Below are 16640 nucleotides of genomic sequence, written 5' to 3'. Positions count from 1 at the left end.
AAAAGGCCCACTAATCAACAAATTTCGTACCCAGGGCCCACGCTCGACGCGTCGACAGTTAGGTCTTGTCGTCGTTGTTGCGCGGGAAGCCGCCGCCCTGCGGGAACAGCGGGAACACCACGTCGTCCAGCTTCTCGGCGTCCCCGGCCGTCTTGTTGACCGTTGCGCCCCAGACGTTTCCGTCCGGCGACATGCGCAGCGCCCAGGCGTGCGCGTGGGTGTCCTTGCGCACCACGTCGGGTTCGCCGGTGACCGCGCCGGTGTTCGGCGCCAGCCGCACCGCGACCGTCATCTTGGTGTTGATCAGGTTCACCAGCACGGTCCCGTCCATCGCCGCGCACCCGGCCACGCCGGGTTTGTCCGGCCAGGTCCACACCGTGGAGACGTCCGAGGTCTTGGTGATGCGCTGCAACCGGTCCGCCGTCGGGGTGCGGTCGGCGACGTACAGCGAGCCGTCGACCGGGTCCGTGCACAGGCCGCCGCCGGAGCCGACCCCGGACAGCGCGGTGGTCGGCGGCGCCTGCCCGACGGTGGTGGGCTGCTCGATGCGCAGCACCTTGCCGGCCAGCGACTTGGGATCGGCGGCCAGCGCGGGATTGCCCGCATCGCCGGTCAGCACCACCAGCGTGGTGGGGCTGGTGAACATCAGCGCGCCGGTGTTGCCGGTGGCGCCCTTGGGAATCCCGGTCAGGATGTCCTTGGGGATGTCGCCGTCGGCCACCCGGATGACCCGATTGTCGGTCGGCGTGCTGACGTAGGCGTACATCAGGCGGTCCTGCTGATACGTCGGCGACAGCACGATGTCCATCAACCCGCCGTCCCCGGACGGATCGACCGGGATGACCGTCTTCACCTTCGGCTCCGCGCTGACCGAGATCTCTTTGACCACGCCGGTGGTGCGCTCGGCGACCAGGGCGGTTTTGCTGTCGGGGCCCATGATCAGGCCGCTGGTGCTCTCCAGGCAGCCCTGCATCACCCCGGGAGCCGGACAGGCCTTGGGGAACGGGGTGGGCGGCAGCGGCGGCGGCGGGGGAGGCGTCGAGCTCGGCTGCGGCTTGAGCTCGGGGGCCGTGGTGAACGGCTGCGACTGCGCGTCGTTGAAGCGTGCGCACCCGCTCGTCAGCAGCACGAGGCCGCACAGCGCAGCGAGCCCGCGCCGCACCGACCGCCCTGATCGCCCTCCTCGCATGACCGTCAGGCTACGGACATTGCCGACCCCGCCGCCACACGCGTCCCGCATGTCCGGCCCCGAAAGCGGCATTGAGAGCGCGTTCGGCCCGCCCGGCACCGGCCCTCAAAACGGGCCGGCGGGCCGATTTCGGCCCGGCGGGCCCATTTGGCGGGCAAACCGCCGATTGCCTGGCGAAAGCGCCGCTCAAATCCCCAATTCGGGGCCAACTGCCTTACCCTGACACCCGTGACCAGTCAACCGAATGACGCACATTGGCAGCGGCCCGGCGAATCCCCGGAGCCAACCCCGGGACGCCCCGCCTCGGCACGGCTGGTCGATCCCGAAGATGACCTGACCCCGGTCGGATACCCCGGCGACTTCAATCCGTCCACCGGGACCACCACCGTCATCCCCTACGGCGGCGCCGCAGCGGTCGCCGGCTCCGGGGCCGCGGGCTACCACCTGCTCGAACAGCAGGAGCCGTTGCCCTACGTCCAGCCGCATTCGGCGGCCCGGCACGCGGCCCCCGAGCCCACCGACGACGACGACGAGCACCACGACCGGTTGCTCGACGTCGGCCGGCGCGGAACCCAGCACCTGGGTTTGCTGGTGTTGCGGGCCGGGCTGGGCGTGGTGCTGGGCGCCCACGGGCTGCAGAAGCTGTTCGGCTGGTGGGGCGGCTCGGGCGTGACGGGACTCCGGAACTCACTGTCCGACGTCGGCTACCAGCACGCCGACATCCTGGCCTACGTCAGTGCCGGCGGCGAGCTGGTGGCCGGGGTGCTGCTGGTGCTGGGCCTGTTCACCCCGCTGGCCGCGGCGGGCGCGCTGGCGTTCTTGATCAACGGCCTGTTGGCGACGATCTCGGCGCGGCCGCACGCGCACACCTTCTCGTTCTTCCTGCCCCAGGGGCACGAATACCAGATCACCCTCATCGTGATGGCGACCGCGGTCATCCTGTGCGGACCGGGCCGCTACGGCCTGGACGCGCGGCGCGGCTGGGCGCACCGGCCCTTCATCGGGTCGTTCGTCGCCCTGCTGGCCGGCATCGCCGCCGGTGTCGGGGTGTGGGTGGCGCTCAACGGCGTGAATCCGATCGGCTGAGCGGCGTTTTCACCGGTTTCACTGGTACGGGTTGGGCACCCGGCCGGCGCTGGCCCGGGTCAGCTCCGGCAGCGTCGCGAACGTGACCGCCGGCAGGCGCAGCTCGTCGCCGCTTTTCAGGCGGGCGCGCGCCCAGGAACCACGATGGAAACGCAGCCCGTCGATGTCGTCCCAGCGCACCGTCCGGCTGTCCAGCAGCGTGCGCACGGTCACGCCGTGATCGTCGGCGACGGTCCGCAACCGCACGATCAGCGCCGAAAGCAGCACCGGCAGCAGCAGCAACGGCGCCGACGGCGGCCAGAGCATCACCGGTATCAGCAGGCCCAAGGTCAAAAACCCGACGGCCAGGTGCGCGACGGGTGACACCTTGATCACCACCGGGGCCGCAGCGGGCGGTGGGGACGGTACTGGGGACGACGAACCACGGGCCACCCGACCATCATTTCACCCTGAGCAGCGGGGCGCCCACGGCCACGGATTTGACTGCTGAGCTGTGCGAAGACTACCGTCGAGCGCTATGGATACCGCCGGAAAGCCCGGGATGCTCGTAGTAATTAGGCGCGTTGGTGCCTGAGTTGCCCGTCAGCATGTGAAGCAATCCAGCACCAACGCGCAACCCTCGTGCAGCACAAGCTGTCGGGGGTTTTTTGTTGCCCCGCGAGACTCCCAGAGTGAATAAGGACTGATCGACAGTGAGCGCTCCCACCAGGCGGCCCGCCCCCGACGCACCCGGCGCTGCCGGCATCGCCCCGGCCCCGCCGGCCCCGGCCGCGAAGCCTGCCGCCGGCAAGCCGAAACGCATTGGGCCCGAACAAGTTACTGGTGCACAATCGGTGATCCGATCGCTGGAGGAGCTCGGCGTCGAGGTGATCTTCGGCATTCCCGGCGGCGCGGTGCTGCCGGTCTATGACCCGCTGTTCGACTCCAAGAAGCTGCGGCACGTGCTGGTCCGCCACGAGCAGGGTGCCGGTCACGCCGCCAGCGGCTACGCGCACGCCACCGGCAAGGTCGGTGTCTGCATGGCCACCTCCGGTCCGGGCGCCACCAACCTGGTCACCGCGCTGGCCGACGCCCAGATGGACTCGATCCCCGTCGTCGCCGTCACCGGCCAGGTGGGACGCACGCTGATCGGCACCGACGCCTTCCAGGAGGCCGACATCTCCGGCATCACCATGCCGATCACCAAGCACAACTTCCTGGTCCGCTCCGGCAACGAAATCCCGCAGGTGCTTGCCGAGGCGTTCCACATCGCCGCCTCCGGCCGCCCCGGCGCGGTGCTCGTCGACATCCCCAAGGACGTGCTGCAGGGCCAGTGCACGTTCAGCTGGCCGCCGCGCATCCACCTGCCCGGGTACAAGCCGACCACCAAACCGCACAGCCGGCAGATCCGCGAAGCCGCCAAGCTGATCGCGGCCGCGCGCAAACCGGTGCTGTACGTAGGCGGCGGTGTCATCCGCGGGGAGGCCAGCGAGCAGCTGCGCGAACTGGCCGAGCTGACCGGCATCCCGGTGGTGACCACGCTGATGGCCCGCGGCGCGTTCCCGGACAGCCACCGCCAGCACCTGGGCATGCCCGGGATGCACGGCACCGTCGCGGCGGTGGCGGCCCTGCAGCGCAGCGACCTGCTGATCGCGCTGGGTACGCGGTTCGATGACCGGGTGACCGGCAAGCTGGACACCTTCGCCCCGGAAGCCAAGGTCATCCACGCCGACATCGACCCGGCCGAGATCGGCAAGAACCGGCATGCCGACGTGCCGATCGTCGGCGACGTCAAGGCCGTCATCGCCGAACTGGTCGAGATGCTGCGCCACGACGGGGCGCCCGGCAATCTCGACATCGCCGACTGGTGGGCCTACCTCGACGACGTCCAGTCCACCTATCCGCTGAGCTACGGGCCGCAGAGCGACGGCAGCCTCGGGCCCGAGTACGTCATCGAGAAGCTGGGCCAGATCGCCGGGCCGGACGCCCTGTACGTGGCGGGCGTGGGTCAGCATCAGATGTGGGCGGCCCAATTCATCTCCTACGAGAAGCCGCGCACCTGGCTCAATTCCGGCGGCCTGGGCACCATGGGGTTCGCCATTCCGGCCGCGATGGGCGCCAAGATGGGCCGTCCGGAGGCCGAGGTGTGGGCGATCGACGGCGACGGTTGTTTCCAGATGACCAACCAGGAGCTGGCCACCTGCGCCGTCGAGGGCATCCCGATCAAGGTGGCGCTGATCAACAACGGCAACCTGGGCATGGTGCGCCAGTGGCAGACCCTGTTCTACGAAGAGCGGTATTCGCAAACGGATCTGGCCACCCACTCGCACCGCATCCCGGACTTCGTCAAGCTCGCCGAGGCGCTGGGCTGCGTCGGATTGCGTTGCGAGCGTGAGGAAGACGTCGTCGACGTGATCAACGCTGCCCGGGCGATCAACGACCGGCCGGTGGTGATCGACTTCATCGTCGGCGCCGACGCGCAGGTGTGGCCGATGGTGGCCGCCGGCACCAGCAACGACGAGATCCAGGCCGCCCGCGGGATCCGCCCGCTGTTCGACGACGAGACCGAAGGGCACGCCTGATGAGTCCGCAGACGCACACGCTGTCGGTGCTGGTCGAAGACAAACCGGGTGTGCTCGCCCGGGTGGCGGCGCTGTTCAGCCGGCGCGGTTTCAACATCGAATCGCTTGCGGTCGGTGCCACCGAGCAGAAGGACATGTCGCGGATGACGATCGTGGTGTCCGCCGAGGAGACCCCGCTCGAGCAGATCACCAAGCAGCTCAACAAGCTGATCAACGTCATCAAGATCGTTGAGCTGGAGGACGGCAACTCGGTGTCGCGGGAATTGGCGTTGATCAAGGTGCGCGCCGACGCCGGCACCCGCAGTCAGGTCATCGAGGCGGTGAACCTGTTCCGCGCCAAGGTGATTGACGTTTCGCCGGAGGCGCTGACGATCGAGGCCACCGGTGACCGCGGCAAGATCGAGGCGCTGCTGCGGGTGCTGGAGCCCTTCGGTATCCGTGAGATCGTCCAATCGGGAGTGGTGTCGTTGTCCCGCGGTCCGCGCGGAATCGGCACGGCCAAGTAAGTTTTCAGCTGCAACGAGAAGGAGATAGTGAAGTGGCTAACCCGTCCGGGGAGACATTGCCGATGTTCTACGACGACGATGCGGACCTGACCATCATCCAGGGTCGCAAGGTCGGCGTCATCGGATACGGCAGCCAGGGGCATGCGCACTCGCTGAGCCTGCGCGACTCCGGCGTGCAGGTGAAGGTGGGCCTGAAGGAGGGTTCGAAGTCGCGCGCCAAGGTTTCCGAGCAGGGCCTCGACGTCGACACCCCGGCCGCGGTGGCCAAGTGGGCCGACGTCATCATGCTGCTGGCCCCCGACACCGCGCAGGCCGACATCTTCAAAAACGACATCGAGCCGAACCTGTCGGACGGCGACGCATTGTTTTTCGGTCACGGGCTCAACATCCACTTCGGCCTGATCAAGCCGCCCGCCGAGGTCACCGTCGCGATGGTCGCCCCCAAGGGGCCCGGCCACCTGGTGCGCCGCCAGTTCGTCGACGGCAAGGGCGTGCCCTGCCTGATCGCCGTCGACCAGGACCCGACCGGCAAGGGCGAGGCGCTGGCGCTGTCCTACGCCAAGGCCATCGGCGGCACCCGGGCCGGCGTCATCAAGACCACCTTCAAGGACGAGACCGAGACCGACCTGTTCGGTGAGCAGGCCGTGTTGTGCGGTGGCACAGAGGAATTGGTGAAGGCCGGTTTCGACGTGATGGTCGAGGCGGGCTACCCGCCGGAGATGGCGTACTTCGAGGTGCTGCACGAGCTCAAGCTGATCGTCGACCTGATGTACGAGGGCGGCATCGCGCGGATGAACTACTCGGTGTCCGACACCGCGGAGTTCGGTGGCTATCTGTCCGGGCCCCGCGTCATCGACGCCGGGACCAAGGACCGGATGCGGGAGATCCTGCGCGACATCCAGAACGGCGACTTCGTCAAGAAGCTGGTCGCCAACGTCGAGGGCGGCAACAAGCAACTCGAGCAGCTGCGCAAGGAGAACGCCGAGCACCCGATCGAGGTGGTCGGCAAGCGGCTGCGCGACCTGATGAGCTGGGTCGACCGGCCGATCACCGAGACGGCCTAGCGCTTTCGTCGACCGTCACGCTGGCGTGACACTCGGTCACCGGTGTCACGCTGGCGTGACGTTCGTCAGCTAGGAAGCCAGCCGTCCCGCCGTCTCGACCACCCGGCGGGCCAGATGGTCGAGGGCGTTCGCGGTGGGCTCGTCGAACTCGTGGATGTTGTCGTGGGTGGTGACCAGGCTTGCCCCGTACGGGTTGCCGTCGACGAACTTGGACGGATCGGTGTAGCCCGGCGCCACGATGATGCCCCCGAAATGCATCAGCGTGATGTACAGCGACAGCAGCGTGGTTTCCTGGCCGCCGTGCAGGGTGTTGGACGAGGTGAACGCCGCATACACCTTGTCGGCGAGCTTGCCTTGCGCCCACAGTCCGCCCAGCGAGTCGAGAAACGCGCGCAGTTGCGCGGCGGGCGAGCCGAAGCGGGTCGGGGAGCCGAAGATCACCGCGTCGGCCCAGACGATGTCGTCGCCGGTGGCCGCCGGAAGGTCTTTCGTCGCTTGGTAATTGGCCGTCCAGGCCGGATTGTGGGCGAACGATTCCGGGTCCTGGGTTTCGGCGACGTGCCGCAGCCGGACCTGCGCCCCGGCCGACTCGGCGGCCGCGGCGACGCGTCGCGCCATCGTGGTGCCATGTCCGGTGGCCGAGTAGTAGATGATCGCGAGTTTGGTCATGGAGCCAGCCTAGGCATGTCGAGGCCGAACTCGCGGCGCAACAGCGTGCGGGCGGCGTAGTAGCCGGCCATGCCGTGCACGCCCCCGCCGGGCGGGGTGGCCGCGGAGCACAGATACACCTTGGGAATCGGTGTGCTCCAAGGGTTTACCCGTGGCGTGGGCCCCGCGATCGCCCGCCACGCGGAGTTGCCGCCGATCCCGATGTCGCCGCCCACGTAGTTGGCGTTGTGATCGCACAACCGGGCGGCCGGTATCGCGCGCGCCGCGACCACGACGTCGTGGAAACCGGGCGCGAACCGCTCGACCACCGCGGTGACGGCCTCGGTGGCGTCGAGTGTGGACCCCGCCGGCACGTGGGCGTAGGTCCAGAACGGGCGACGGCCGGCGGCGTCGATGCGGCCGGGGTCGGCGACGTGCGGGGAGGCGGCCAGCACCATCGGCCACTGCGCGTGCCGGCCGGCGGCGATGTCGGCTTCGGCGCGGGCCATCTGCTCCCGGGTGCCGCCCAGGTGCAGGGTGGGGGCCTGCCGCAGCCGCGGGTCCGACCACGGGATCTCGTCGGAAAGCACGAAGTCGACCTTCGCGACGCCGGGCCCAAAGGTGTAGCGCTGCAACGCTTTCGCGTACCGGGGTGGCAGAGCGTCACCGTAGATCCGCAGCAGGGCGGTCGGCGCTGTGTCGTAGGCGACCACACCGCCCGGAGGTTTGGTGACCTCGGCGCCCGCGGTGAGTTCGCCGCCGTGCGCGCGCAGGTCGGCGATCAGCGCGTCGGTGATCGCCTGGCTGCCGCCGACCGGGATCGGCCAGCCGACCGAATGCGCCAGCGTGGCCAGCATCAACCCGGCGCCGGCCGCCGTCAACGACGGCATCCGCGAAATGATATGGGCGGCAACGCCGGTGAACAGCGCGCGGGCGTCCTCGCCGGCCAGCGTCCCCCAGGCGGGCGTGCCCTGGGCGAGCATCCGCAGCCCGAGCCGCAACGCCGACGTCGGCGAGTTCGGCAGCGAACGCTTGTCGCCCAGCAGCAGGGCCACCACGTCCTCGGAGCGGGCGACCAACGGGCCGAGCAACCGCCGGAAGGACGCGCCGTGCTCCAGTTCGGCGCAGGTGCGGTCCAGATCGCGGTAGGCGATCGCCGCCGGGCGGCCCGGCAGCGGGTTGGCGTAGGAGATCTCCGGCACCGCCAGTTGCACGCCGCGGGCGGGCAGGTCGAACTCGGCGAAGAACGGCGAGGCCAGTGCCAGCGGATGCACCGCCGAGCAGATGTCGTGCAAAACTCCCGCTGAGTCGGGGTCGGCCGCGGTGCGCGCGCCGCCACCGAAGGTCGGTTGAGCTTCCACGACCTGCACTTTCAGGCCGGCCCGGGCGCAGATGAGCGCAGCGGTCAGCCCGTTGGGTCCGCTGCCGACGATGGTGACGTCCACCCGTCAATTACAGCCGATAGGCTGGCCGGGTGAATCTGCCAGTTGTACTCATTGCCGACAAACTCGCCGAATCAACCGTCGCGGCCCTGGGTGACCAGGTCGAAGTGCGCTGGGTAGACGGGCCCGACCGGGAGAAGCTGCTGGCGGCCGTGCCGGAGGCCGACGCGCTGCTGGTGCGCTCGGCCACCACCGTCGACGCCGAGGTGCTGGCGGCCGCGCCCAAGCTGAAGATCGTCGCGCGCGCCGGGGTGGGCCTGGACAACGTCGACGTGGACGCCGCCACCGAGCGCGGGGTGCTGGTGGTCAACGCGCCGACCTCGAACATCCACAGCGCCGCCGAGCACGCGCTGGCGCTGCTGCTGGCCGCCGCGCGCGAGATCCCGGCGGCCGACGCCTCGCTGCGCGAGCACACCTGGAAGCGGTCGTCCTTCTCGGGCACCGAGATCTTCGGCAAGACGGTCGGCGTCGTCGGGCTGGGCCGGATCGGGCAGCTGGTTGCCCAGCGGCTCAGCGCCTTCGGCACTCACCTCATCGCCTACGACCCGTACGTGTCGCCGGCCCGCGCCGCGCAGCTGGGTATCGAGCTGTTGTCGTTGGACGAGCTGCTGGCCCGCGCCGACTTCATCTCCGTGCACCTGCCCAAGACCCCCGAGACGGCGGGGCTGATCGACAAGGACGCGCTGGCCAAGACCAAGCCGGGCGTCATCATCGTCAACGCCGCCCGCGGTGGCCTGGTCGACGAGGCGGCGCTGGCCGACGCGGTGCGCAGCGGCCACGTGCGCGCGGCCGGCCTGGACGTGTTCTCCAAGGAGCCGTGCACCGACAGCCCGCTGTTCGAGCTGCCGCAGGTGGTGGTCACGCCGCATCTGGGTGCGTCCACCACCGAGGCGCAGGATCGGGCGGGCACCGACGTCGCCGCGAGCGTAAAGCTCGCTCTGGCCGGGGAATTCGTTCCCGACGCGGTCAACGTCGCCGGGGGCACGGTGAACGAGGAGGTGGCGCCCTGGCTGGACCTGGTGCGCAAGCTCGGCCTGCTGGCCGCCACGCTGTCCGACGGCCCGCCGGTGTCGCTGTCGGTGCAGGTGCGCGGCGAGTTGGCGTCGGAAGACGTTGAGGTGCTGAAACTTTCGGCTCTGCGGGGGTTGTTCTCCGCCGTCGTGGAGGGGCCCGTGACGTTCGTGAACGCGCCGGCGCTGGCCGAAGAGCGCGGCGTCACCGCCGAGATCAGCACCGCCTCGGAAAGCCCCAACCACCGCAGCGTGGTCGACGTCCGCGCGGTGTCGCACGACGGCACCGTCGTCAACGTCGCGGGAACGCTGTCCGGGCCGCAGCTGGTCGAGAAGATCGTGCAGATCAACGGCCGCAACTTCGACCTGCGCGCCCGCGGCATCAACCTGGTGATCAACTATGTCGACCAGCCCGGTGCGCTGGGCAAGATCGGCACCCTGTTGGGCTCGGCCGGGGTGAACATCCAAGCCGCGCAGCTGTCCGAGGACGCCGAGGGCCCAGGCGCGACGATTCTGCTGCGGCTGGATCAAGACGTGCCGGCCGATGTGCGGTCGGCCATCGGCGCGGCGGTCGGCGCGAACAAGCTTGAGGTGGTTGATCTCTCGTGAACCGCCCCGGCGACGATGCAGAGGGTAGCGATGAGGAGGAGCGGCGCCGATGAAACTCGCGGTGATCGGCGGCGACGGGATCGGCCCGGAGGTGACGGCCGAGGCGCTCAAGGTGCTCGACGCGGTGCTGCCCGGTGTGGACAAGACCGAATACGACCTGGGCGCAAGGCGTTACCACGCCACCGGTGAGCTGCTGCCGGACTCGGTGATCGACGAGTTGCGCGCGCATGACGCGATCCTGCTCGGCGCCATCGGCGATCCGTCGGTGCCCAGCGGCGTGCTGGAGCGAGGTCTGTTGCTGCGCTTGCGTTTTGAGCTGGACCATCACATCAACTTGCGACCCGGCCGGCTGTATCCGGGAGTGAGCAGCCCACTGGCCGGAAACCCCGACATCGATTTCGTGGTGGTGCGCGAGGGCACCGAAGGCCCCTACACGGGGACCGGCGGCGCCATCCGCGTCGGCACGCCCAACGAAGTCGCGACCGAGGTCAGTCAGAACACCGCTTTCGGGGTGCGCCGGGTGGTCGTTGACGCCTTCGAGCGCGCCCGGCGGCGCCGCAAGCATTTGACGCTGGTGCACAAGACGAACGTGCTGACCTTCGCCGGCAAGTTGTGGTCACGCATCGTGGCCGAGGTCGGCCGGGACTACCCCGATGTCGAGGTGGCATATCAGCACATCGACGCCGCCACCATCTTCATGGTCACCGATCCGGGCCGCTTCGACGTGATCGTCACCGACAACCTGTTCGGCGACATCATCACCGACCTGTCGGCCGCGGTGTGCGGCGGAATTGGCTTGGCCGCCAGTGGAAATATCGACGGCACCCGGACCAATCCGTCGATGTTCGAGCCCGTGCACGGCAGCGCGCCCGACATCGCCGGCCAAGGCGTCGCCGATCCCACGGCCGCGATCATGTCGGTGGCGCTGCTGCTCGCCCACCTCGGCGAGGACGCCGCCGCTACCCGGGTTGACCGGGCCGTCGAACGATATCTGGCAACGCGTGGGAACGAACGGCCCGCCACCACCGAAGTCGGCGAACGGATTGCCGCCGCGCTCTAGTTTCCAAGCCGGGCGGCAGCAGCCGCGTCGGCACCAGCGGCATCGCCGCCAAGGGGAACAACGCGCACAACAGCCATGCCGGTGGATATTTCGCGGCCGAAATCAACGCGCCGAACAACGGCGGACCGGCGGCCGCCATCATCCGCTGGGTGGTGTTCTGGATGCCCAGGGCGCGTCCACTCCAATACGGCCCGGCGAATTCGGTGATCGCGGTGGCCTCCAGCCCGTTGTCGAGCACCGCGATCACCGAGATGGCCACCATCAGGCCGGCCTGCCACCGCGAATTGAGGTAGTCGGCCCAGGCCAACAGCAGCAGAACCAGCACCGCCGCGGCCGCGATGTAGCGGACGGGCCGCATCCGCGAGCCGAGCCGGTCCGACCAGCGACCCACCGCGACCCGGCCGAGCGCACCGAGCAGCTGGGAGAGCGTCACCAATGCGCCGGCGGCCGCGACGGACCAGTGCAGGTTCCGGATCAACCACACCAGCATGAACGTCACCGTCACCGTCTGCGGCATCATCATCAGGCCCGCCACCGCGTGAATTCGCCACAGCGTCAACGACCCTCGATACGGGCTGGCGAGTTCCTGATCGCTGGCGCTGGCGCGGGGCTTGCGCGGCGGGTCGACGATACCGATCACGCTGGCGACCGCGCCGAACACGCATGCCAGCGCGGTGAAGCGCAGTCCCGCCTGCGGACCGTGTTCGGCCAGCTCGGGAATGACCATGGCGCCCAACGCGATTCCCAACGGTTGCGCGGTTTGGCGGATGCCCATCGCCAGCCCGCGCTGGTGCGGGGGGAACCAGGCCGACACCAGTCGGCCGCCGGCCGTGTTGCAGCTGGCCGCCGCCATGCCGCCGAGAAACAGGTACACCGCGATCAGTACCATGGAGTGTGCCGACGACGCGGCGTAGGCGGCCAGTGCGGTCAGCGCCGAGCCGGTGGTCATCACCACCCGCTCGCCGACCCGGTCCAGCACGTAGCCCCACGCCACGAGCGTGACCACCATTCCCCAGCTGGGCATCGAGGCCAGCAGACCGGCTTCGTCGAGCCGAATCCCGCGCGCGCCTTGCAGCGACGGGATCAAGAATGCGACGCCGTTGATGAACAGAAAGGAACTCGCCGTCGCCAGCAGCGAAACGACCATGATCGACCAGCGGGTGCCGGCGCCGACGTCGGGCGTGGCGACGGGGTCGGTCTGCATTCCCCATGCTTGCATACCGCCGGGATATTTAGGGGTAGGACGTGTGCCGTTGCCGGTCATCGGTGCTTGGGGTCGACGGCCCGCCACGCCCGGCTACGCCGCGCTCGCGGCCGTCACGGGGCTCGATGGTGACGGCCCGCCACGCCCGGCTACGCCGCGCTCGCGGCCCTCACTAGGCTGAGCCAAATGCGCCTTGGTCGAATCGCCAGCCCCGACGGTGTCGCCTTCGTCAGTATCGAGGGCGAACTCGACAACCCCGCCGAGATGATCGCCCGCGAAATCGCCGAGCATCCATTCGGCACCCCCAACTTCACCGGCCGGTCGTGGCCGCTCGCCGACGTCCGGCTGCTCGCCCCGATACTGGCCAGCAAGGTGGTGTGCGTCGGCAAGAACTACGCCGACCACATCGCCGAGATGGGCGAGGCGACCGGCCCCGTGCCGGCCGACCCGGTGATCTTCCTCAAACCCAACACCGCCATCATCGGACCGAACGTGCCGATTCGGTTGCCGGCCAACGCATCACCCGTGCACTTCGAGGGCGAGCTGGCGGTGGTGATCGGCCGGCCCTGCAAGGACGTCTCGGCCGCCCAGGCCGCCGAGAACATCCTCGGCTACACCATCGGCAACGACGTGTCGGCGCGCGACCAACAACGATCCGATGGTCAGTGGACGCGGGCCAAGGGCCATGACACCTTCTGCCCGGTCGGGCCGTGGATCGTCACTGACCTCAATCCGCTGGACCCGGGCGACCTGGAATTGCGCACCGAGGTCAACGGCGAGGTCAAACAACGCAGCCGCACGTCGCTGCTGATCCACGACATCGGCTCCATCGTCGAATGGATCTCGGCCGTGATGACCCTGCTGCCCGGTGATCTCATCCTCACCGGAACACCGGCGGGCGTGGGTCCCATCGAGGACGGCGACACCGTCTCCATCACCATCGAGGGCATCGGTACCCTGACCAATCCCGTGGTCCGCAAAGGAAAATCGTGACTGCACCCGCAAACGTCCGGGTCCGATTCTGCCCGTCGCCCACCGGCACCCCGCACGTCGGCATGGTCCGCACGGCGCTGTTCAACTGGGCATACGCCCGACACACCGGCGGCACCTTCGTGTTTCGCATCGAGGACACCGACGCGGCGCGCGACAGCGAGGAAAGCTACTTGGCGCTGCTGGACGCGCTGCGCTGGCTCGGCCTGGACTGGGACGAGGGGCCGGAGGTGGGCGGCCCGTACGGCCCCTACCGGCAGTCACAGCGCGGCGAGATCTACCGCGACGTGGTGGCCAAACTGGTCGAGGCGGGCGAGGCGTATTACGCCTTCTCCACCCCGGAGGAGGTCGAGGCGCGGCACATCGCCGCCGGCCGTAATCCCAAGCTGGGCTACGACAACTTCGATCGCCACCTCACCGATTCGCAGCGCGCCGCCTTCCTGGCGGAGGGCCGCCAACCGGTGGTGCGGCTGCGGATGCCCGACGAAGATCTCGGCTGGGACGACCTGGTCCGCGGCAGCACCGTCTTCGCCGCCGGCTCCGTGCCCGACTTCGCGTTGACCCGCGCCAACGGGGATCCCTTGTACACGTTGGTCAACCCGTGCGACGACGCGCTGATGAAGATCACCCACGTGCTGCGCGGCGAGGACCTGCTGCCCTCGACACCGCGTCAGCTCGCGCTGTATCAGGCGCTGATCCGGATCGGAGTGGCCGAGCGCATCCCGCAGTTCGCCCACCTGCCAACGGTATTGGGGGAGGGCACCAAAAAGCTCTCCAAGCGCGACCCACAGTCCAACCTGTTCGCCCACCGCGACCGCGGCTTCATCCCCGAAGGGCTGCTCAATTACCTTGCGCTGCTGGGCTGGGCCATCGCCGACGACCGCGACGTGTTCAGCCTGGACGAGATGGTGGCCGCCTTCGACGTCGTCGACGTCAACTCCAATCCGGCCCGCTTCGACCAGAAGAAGGCCGACGCGCTCAACGCCGAGCACATCCGGATGCTGACCGCCGCGGACTTCGCCGCCAGGCTGCGCGACTACCTCGACGTCCACGGGCATCGCCTCGCGCTCGACGACGCGGCGTTCGCCACCGCCGCCGAGTTGGTGCAGACCCGCATCGTGGTGCTCGGCGACGCGTGGGACCTGTTGAAGTTCCTCAACGACGACGAGTACGCGATCGACCCGAAGGCCGCCGCCAAGGAGCTGGGGCCCGACGGCGCCGCGGTGCTGGACGCGGCGCTGCCCGCGCTGGACGCCGTGACGGACTGGGCGGCGCCGCAGATCGAGGCCGCGCTGAAGACCGCGCTCATCGACGGCCTGGGCCTCAAACCGCGCAAGGCGTTCGGGCCGATCCGGGTGGGCGCCACCGGGACGACGATCAGCCCGCCGCTGTTCGAATCGCTGCAGCTGCTGGGCCGCGACCGCAGCTTGCGGAGGTTGCGCGCGGCGCGGGAGCGGGCCGGTCAGCACAGCGCCTGAGCGACGAGCACCACACGTGCGGATGGCCCCGGCGAGTCTTTGGTAGTCTGCACTGCGGTTCACAAAGGCCGAAGAACGACTGGCGGCGGCGGTCCCCGAAGCGCTAACAAAAGCCTGAGATCGACGCTGACCAGCTGTTTTAGGCAGCCAATGGGGTATGGTGTAATTGGCAACACAGCTGATTCTGGTTCAGCCGTTCTAGGTTCGAGTCCTGGTACCCCAGCAAAACCCCGCCGTTCCAAGCGATTAGGTGGGCTTAGCGGGGTGAGCTATGCTGACACCTCGGATCGTCTGTGGATCGTGTCTGGCCCCGTCGTCTAGCGGCCTAGGACGCCGCCCTCTCACGGCGGTAGCGTGGGTTCGAATCCCATCGGGGCTACAAAACCAAGACCGCGGTCACCGGTCGGTGCCCAGCACCGCCGGCGCCGTCGATCCACCCACCGGCATGGGTGGCAAGCCGAGTTTGCGGTGATCCCAGGAACGCGCCCGGCGGGCCACGATGCGAACACACACCCGCTTGTTCATCATCTGCTCAACGAACGGCTTCATCTCGTCGGTGTAGGGACCGGTGTAGCGCTCGAAGACGCTGACCCCCACCCGGTGGGCGACGTCGGGATCGTCGACGAGTTCCGCCACCCCTTCGAACGACACGCCGCGCAGGGTGTCGTAGGTGTCGCCGTCCTCGATGAGGAAGCTCACCCGCGGGTCGCGCTTGAGGTTGATGGCCTTCTGCGACTTGGCCTTGGTCTCCAGCCAGATCTCGCCGTCGACGACGGCGTACCACATGGCGGTCAGATGAGGCTGCCCGTCCCGGCCGATGGTGGCCAGCGTGCCGGTGCGGCTCTTGACGACGAAGTCGGCGATCTCATCGTCGGACATGACGATGCTCGCGCGCTGATTGGTTCCCATGCCGGTCAGTCTGTCAGGTCCGCTGTGTCCCCTCGCGAGCAGACGCAAAAGCACGCGAAAGTCGTCCGAAAAGGGGACTTTTGTGTCTGCTCGCGAGAAAGAACTAGAGGCGGCGGGTGAGCGCTTCGGCGGCGGACACCAGATCGGCGGCCCAGCGCGCCCCGGGGCGCCGGCCGATCCGGTCGATGGGGCCCGACACCGAGATGGCCGCGATGACAGCACCGCGGCTGTCGCGCACCGGCGCCGACACGCTGGCCACCCCCGGCTCGCGTTCGGCCACGCTTTGCGCCCAGCCGCGCCGCCGCACCTCGGCCAGCGTGCGCTCGGTGAATTTCGCGTTCGCCAGCACCGCCTTCTGGGTGGCGGCGTCGCTGTGGGCGAGCAACACCTTGGCGCCCGACCCCGCGGTCATCGGCAGCCGCGCCCCGACCGGAACCGTATCCCTAAGGCCCGCAGCGGGTTCCAGTGCGGCCACACACACCCGGTCGGTGCCCTCGCGCCGGTACAGCTGCACGCTCTCTCCGGTGGTCTCGCGCAACAGCGGCAGCACCGCGCTGCCGGCGGCCAGCAGCGGATCGTTGACGTGTGCCGCCAGTTCGGTGACCGCCGGGCCGAGCCGCCAGCGCCCGTCGTCGCCGCGCGCCAGCAGGCGATGCACCTCGAGCGCGGCCGCCAACCGGTAGGCGGTGGCCCGGGGCAGCTCGGTCCGCTCGCACAGTTCGGCCAACCCACAGGGTGATTGGGCGACGGTGTGCAGCACACCCACCGCTTTGTCCAGGACGCCGATGCCGCTATGCTGTCTCACAAGGAGATACTAGCGTCTCGCATTATGAGATCACCAGCCCGACGGATCGGCGAGCCGCGGACAAAGCGAATTGAGGCGA

General features: G+C 69.0%; 15 protein-coding genes and 2 tRNA genes. 10 read left to right on the top strand and 7 right to left on the bottom strand.

Annotation, left to right across the window (positions count from 1 at the left end; translation table 11 throughout):
- Positions 1-58: 58 nt before the first annotated feature.
- Positions 59-1189 carry a PQQ-dependent sugar dehydrogenase gene (locus NF20_RS11975; RefSeq protein WP_081231498.1) on the bottom strand — a complete coding sequence of 377 codons (1131 nt, stop codon included), beginning with the start codon at positions 1187-1189 and terminating at the stop codon, positions 59-61.
- 228 nt (positions 1190-1417) lie between these two features.
- Between NF20_RS11975 and NF20_RS11970 the strand changes: the two genes are divergently transcribed.
- Positions 1418-2275: a DoxX family protein gene (locus NF20_RS11970; protein WP_009978246.1), complete on the top strand. Its 858-nt coding sequence runs from the start codon at positions 1418-1420 to the stop codon at positions 2273-2275.
- Positions 2276-2293: 18 nt separating this feature from the next.
- Here NF20_RS11970 and NF20_RS11965 read toward each other — a convergent pair whose 3' ends face one another.
- Positions 2294-2653, bottom strand: coding sequence for a PH domain-containing protein (locus NF20_RS11965; RefSeq protein WP_009978245.1), 360 nt, complete (start codon positions 2651-2653; stop codon positions 2294-2296).
- A gap of 314 nt (positions 2654-2967) precedes the next feature.
- Between NF20_RS11965 and NF20_RS11960 the strand changes: the two genes are divergently transcribed.
- From NF20_RS11960 to ilvC, 3 genes are all read left to right on the top strand, one after another.
- Entirely contained in the window at positions 2968-4836 is a 1869-nt protein-coding gene (locus NF20_RS11960) for an acetolactate synthase large subunit (RefSeq protein WP_009978243.1), read from the top strand.
- Entirely contained in the window at positions 4836-5342 is a 507-nt protein-coding gene (gene ilvN / locus NF20_RS11955; protein ID WP_003878744.1) for an acetolactate synthase small subunit, read from the top strand. The genes NF20_RS11960 and ilvN overlap by 1 nt, the downstream gene beginning before the upstream one ends.
- Before the next feature lie 62 nt (positions 5343-5404).
- Complete coding sequence (gene ilvC, locus NF20_RS11950; protein ID WP_003878743.1) at positions 5405-6406, top strand: ketol-acid reductoisomerase; 1002 nt, start codon at positions 5405-5407, stop codon at positions 6404-6406.
- Positions 6407-6475: 69 nt separating this feature from the next.
- Here ilvC and wrbA read toward each other — a convergent pair whose 3' ends face one another.
- Both wrbA and NF20_RS11940 read right to left on the bottom strand, forming a co-directional pair.
- Positions 6476-7075: an NAD(P)H:quinone oxidoreductase gene (gene wrbA / locus NF20_RS11945; RefSeq protein ID WP_003875007.1), complete on the bottom strand. Its 600-nt coding sequence runs from the start codon at positions 7073-7075 to the stop codon at positions 6476-6478.
- Entirely contained in the window at positions 7072-8499 is a 1428-nt protein-coding gene (locus tag NF20_RS11940; RefSeq protein WP_009978241.1) for a phytoene desaturase family protein, read from the bottom strand. Before NF20_RS11940 ends, wrbA begins: the two co-directional genes overlap by 4 nt.
- Before the next feature lie 29 nt (positions 8500-8528).
- Here NF20_RS11940 and serA point away from each other — a divergent pair, with 29 nt between their 5' ends.
- Positions 8529-10115 (top strand): phosphoglycerate dehydrogenase, encoded by a 1587-nt coding sequence (gene serA, locus NF20_RS11935; protein ID WP_009978240.1) that lies wholly within the window; start codon positions 8529-8531, stop codon positions 10113-10115.
- 49 nt (positions 10116-10164) lie between these two features.
- Complete coding sequence (locus NF20_RS11930) at positions 10165-11175, top strand: 3-isopropylmalate dehydrogenase (protein ID WP_009978239.1); 1011 nt, start codon at positions 10165-10167, stop codon at positions 11173-11175.
- Here the strand turns inward: NF20_RS11930 and NF20_RS11925 are convergent.
- A complete protein-coding gene (locus NF20_RS11925) occupies positions 11075-12379 on the bottom strand; it encodes an MFS transporter (RefSeq protein ID WP_024636799.1) in 1305 nt (434 codons plus the stop codon). The two genes, NF20_RS11930 and NF20_RS11925, sit on opposite strands and share 101 nt — an antisense overlap.
- Positions 12380-12565: 186 nt before the next feature.
- Between NF20_RS11925 and NF20_RS11920 the strand changes: the two genes are divergently transcribed.
- The 4 genes from NF20_RS11920 (at position 12566) to NF20_RS11905 (ending at position 15226) form a co-directional block, all read left to right on the top strand.
- On the top strand, positions 12566-13372 hold the full coding sequence (locus NF20_RS11920) for a fumarylacetoacetate hydrolase family protein (protein WP_003878741.1): 807 nt from the start codon (positions 12566-12568) through the stop codon (positions 13370-13372).
- Positions 13369-14847: a glutamate--tRNA ligase gene (gene gltX, locus NF20_RS11915; RefSeq protein WP_023861067.1), complete on the top strand. Its 1479-nt coding sequence runs from the start codon at positions 13369-13371 to the stop codon at positions 14845-14847. The genes NF20_RS11920 and gltX overlap by 4 nt, the downstream gene beginning before the upstream one ends.
- 151 nt (positions 14848-14998) lie before the next feature.
- Positions 14999-15070 (top strand) — tRNA-Gln (locus tag NF20_RS11910).
- Between the two features lie 83 nt (positions 15071-15153).
- Positions 15154-15226: transfer RNA gene (locus tag NF20_RS11905), tRNA-Glu, on the top strand.
- A 17-nt stretch (positions 15227-15243) separates the two neighbouring features.
- On the opposite strand, the gene NF20_RS11900 is transcribed toward NF20_RS11905, so the two are convergent.
- Positions 15244-15756, bottom strand: a complete 513-nt coding sequence (locus NF20_RS11900; protein ID WP_003875014.1) for a pyridoxamine 5'-phosphate oxidase family protein — start codon at positions 15754-15756, stop codon at positions 15244-15246.
- A 103-nt stretch (positions 15757-15859) separates the two neighbouring features.
- Positions 15860-16561: an IclR family transcriptional regulator gene (locus NF20_RS11895; protein ID WP_003875015.1), complete on the bottom strand. Its 702-nt coding sequence runs from the start codon at positions 16559-16561 to the stop codon at positions 15860-15862.
- Positions 16562-16640 lie beyond the last annotated feature (79 nt).

It is taken from the genome of Mycobacterium sp. MAC_080597_8934 (assembly GCF_000523975.1).
Taxonomy (GTDB): Bacteria; Actinomycetota; Actinomycetes; order Mycobacteriales; family Mycobacteriaceae; genus Mycobacterium; species Mycobacterium avium.
The sequence above is the reverse complement of the archived record's forward strand: the minus strand, read 5'-3'. Positions and strand labels throughout refer to the sequence as shown.

Excerpts from the sequence above, each read along its gene's own strand:
- NF20_RS11975 (WP_081231498.1), bottom strand. The coding sequence starts at position 1,189 with ATGCGAGGAGGGCGATCAGGGCGGTCGGTGCGGCGCGGGCTCGCTGCG.
- ilvN (WP_003878744.1), top strand. The coding sequence starts at position 4,836 with ATGAGTCCGCAGACGCACACGCTGTCGGTGCTGGTCGAAGACAAACCG.
- ilvC (WP_003878743.1), top strand. The coding sequence starts at position 5,405 with ATGTTCTACGACGACGATGCGGACCTGACCATCATCCAGGGTCGCAAG.
- wrbA (WP_003875007.1), bottom strand. The coding sequence starts at position 7,075 with ATGACCAAACTCGCGATCATCTACTACTCGGCCACCGGACATGGCACC.
- NF20_RS11930 (WP_009978239.1), top strand. The coding sequence starts at position 10,165 with ATGAAACTCGCGGTGATCGGCGGCGACGGGATCGGCCCGGAGGTGACG.
- NF20_RS11925 (WP_024636799.1), bottom strand. The coding sequence starts at position 12,379 with ATGCAGACCGACCCCGTCGCCACGCCCGACGTCGGCGCCGGCACCCGC.
- NF20_RS11920 (WP_003878741.1), top strand. The coding sequence starts at position 12,566 with ATGCGCCTTGGTCGAATCGCCAGCCCCGACGGTGTCGCCTTCGTCAGT.
- NF20_RS11900 (WP_003875014.1), bottom strand. The coding sequence starts at position 15,756 with ATGGGAACCAATCAGCGCGCGAGCATCGTCATGTCCGACGATGAGATC.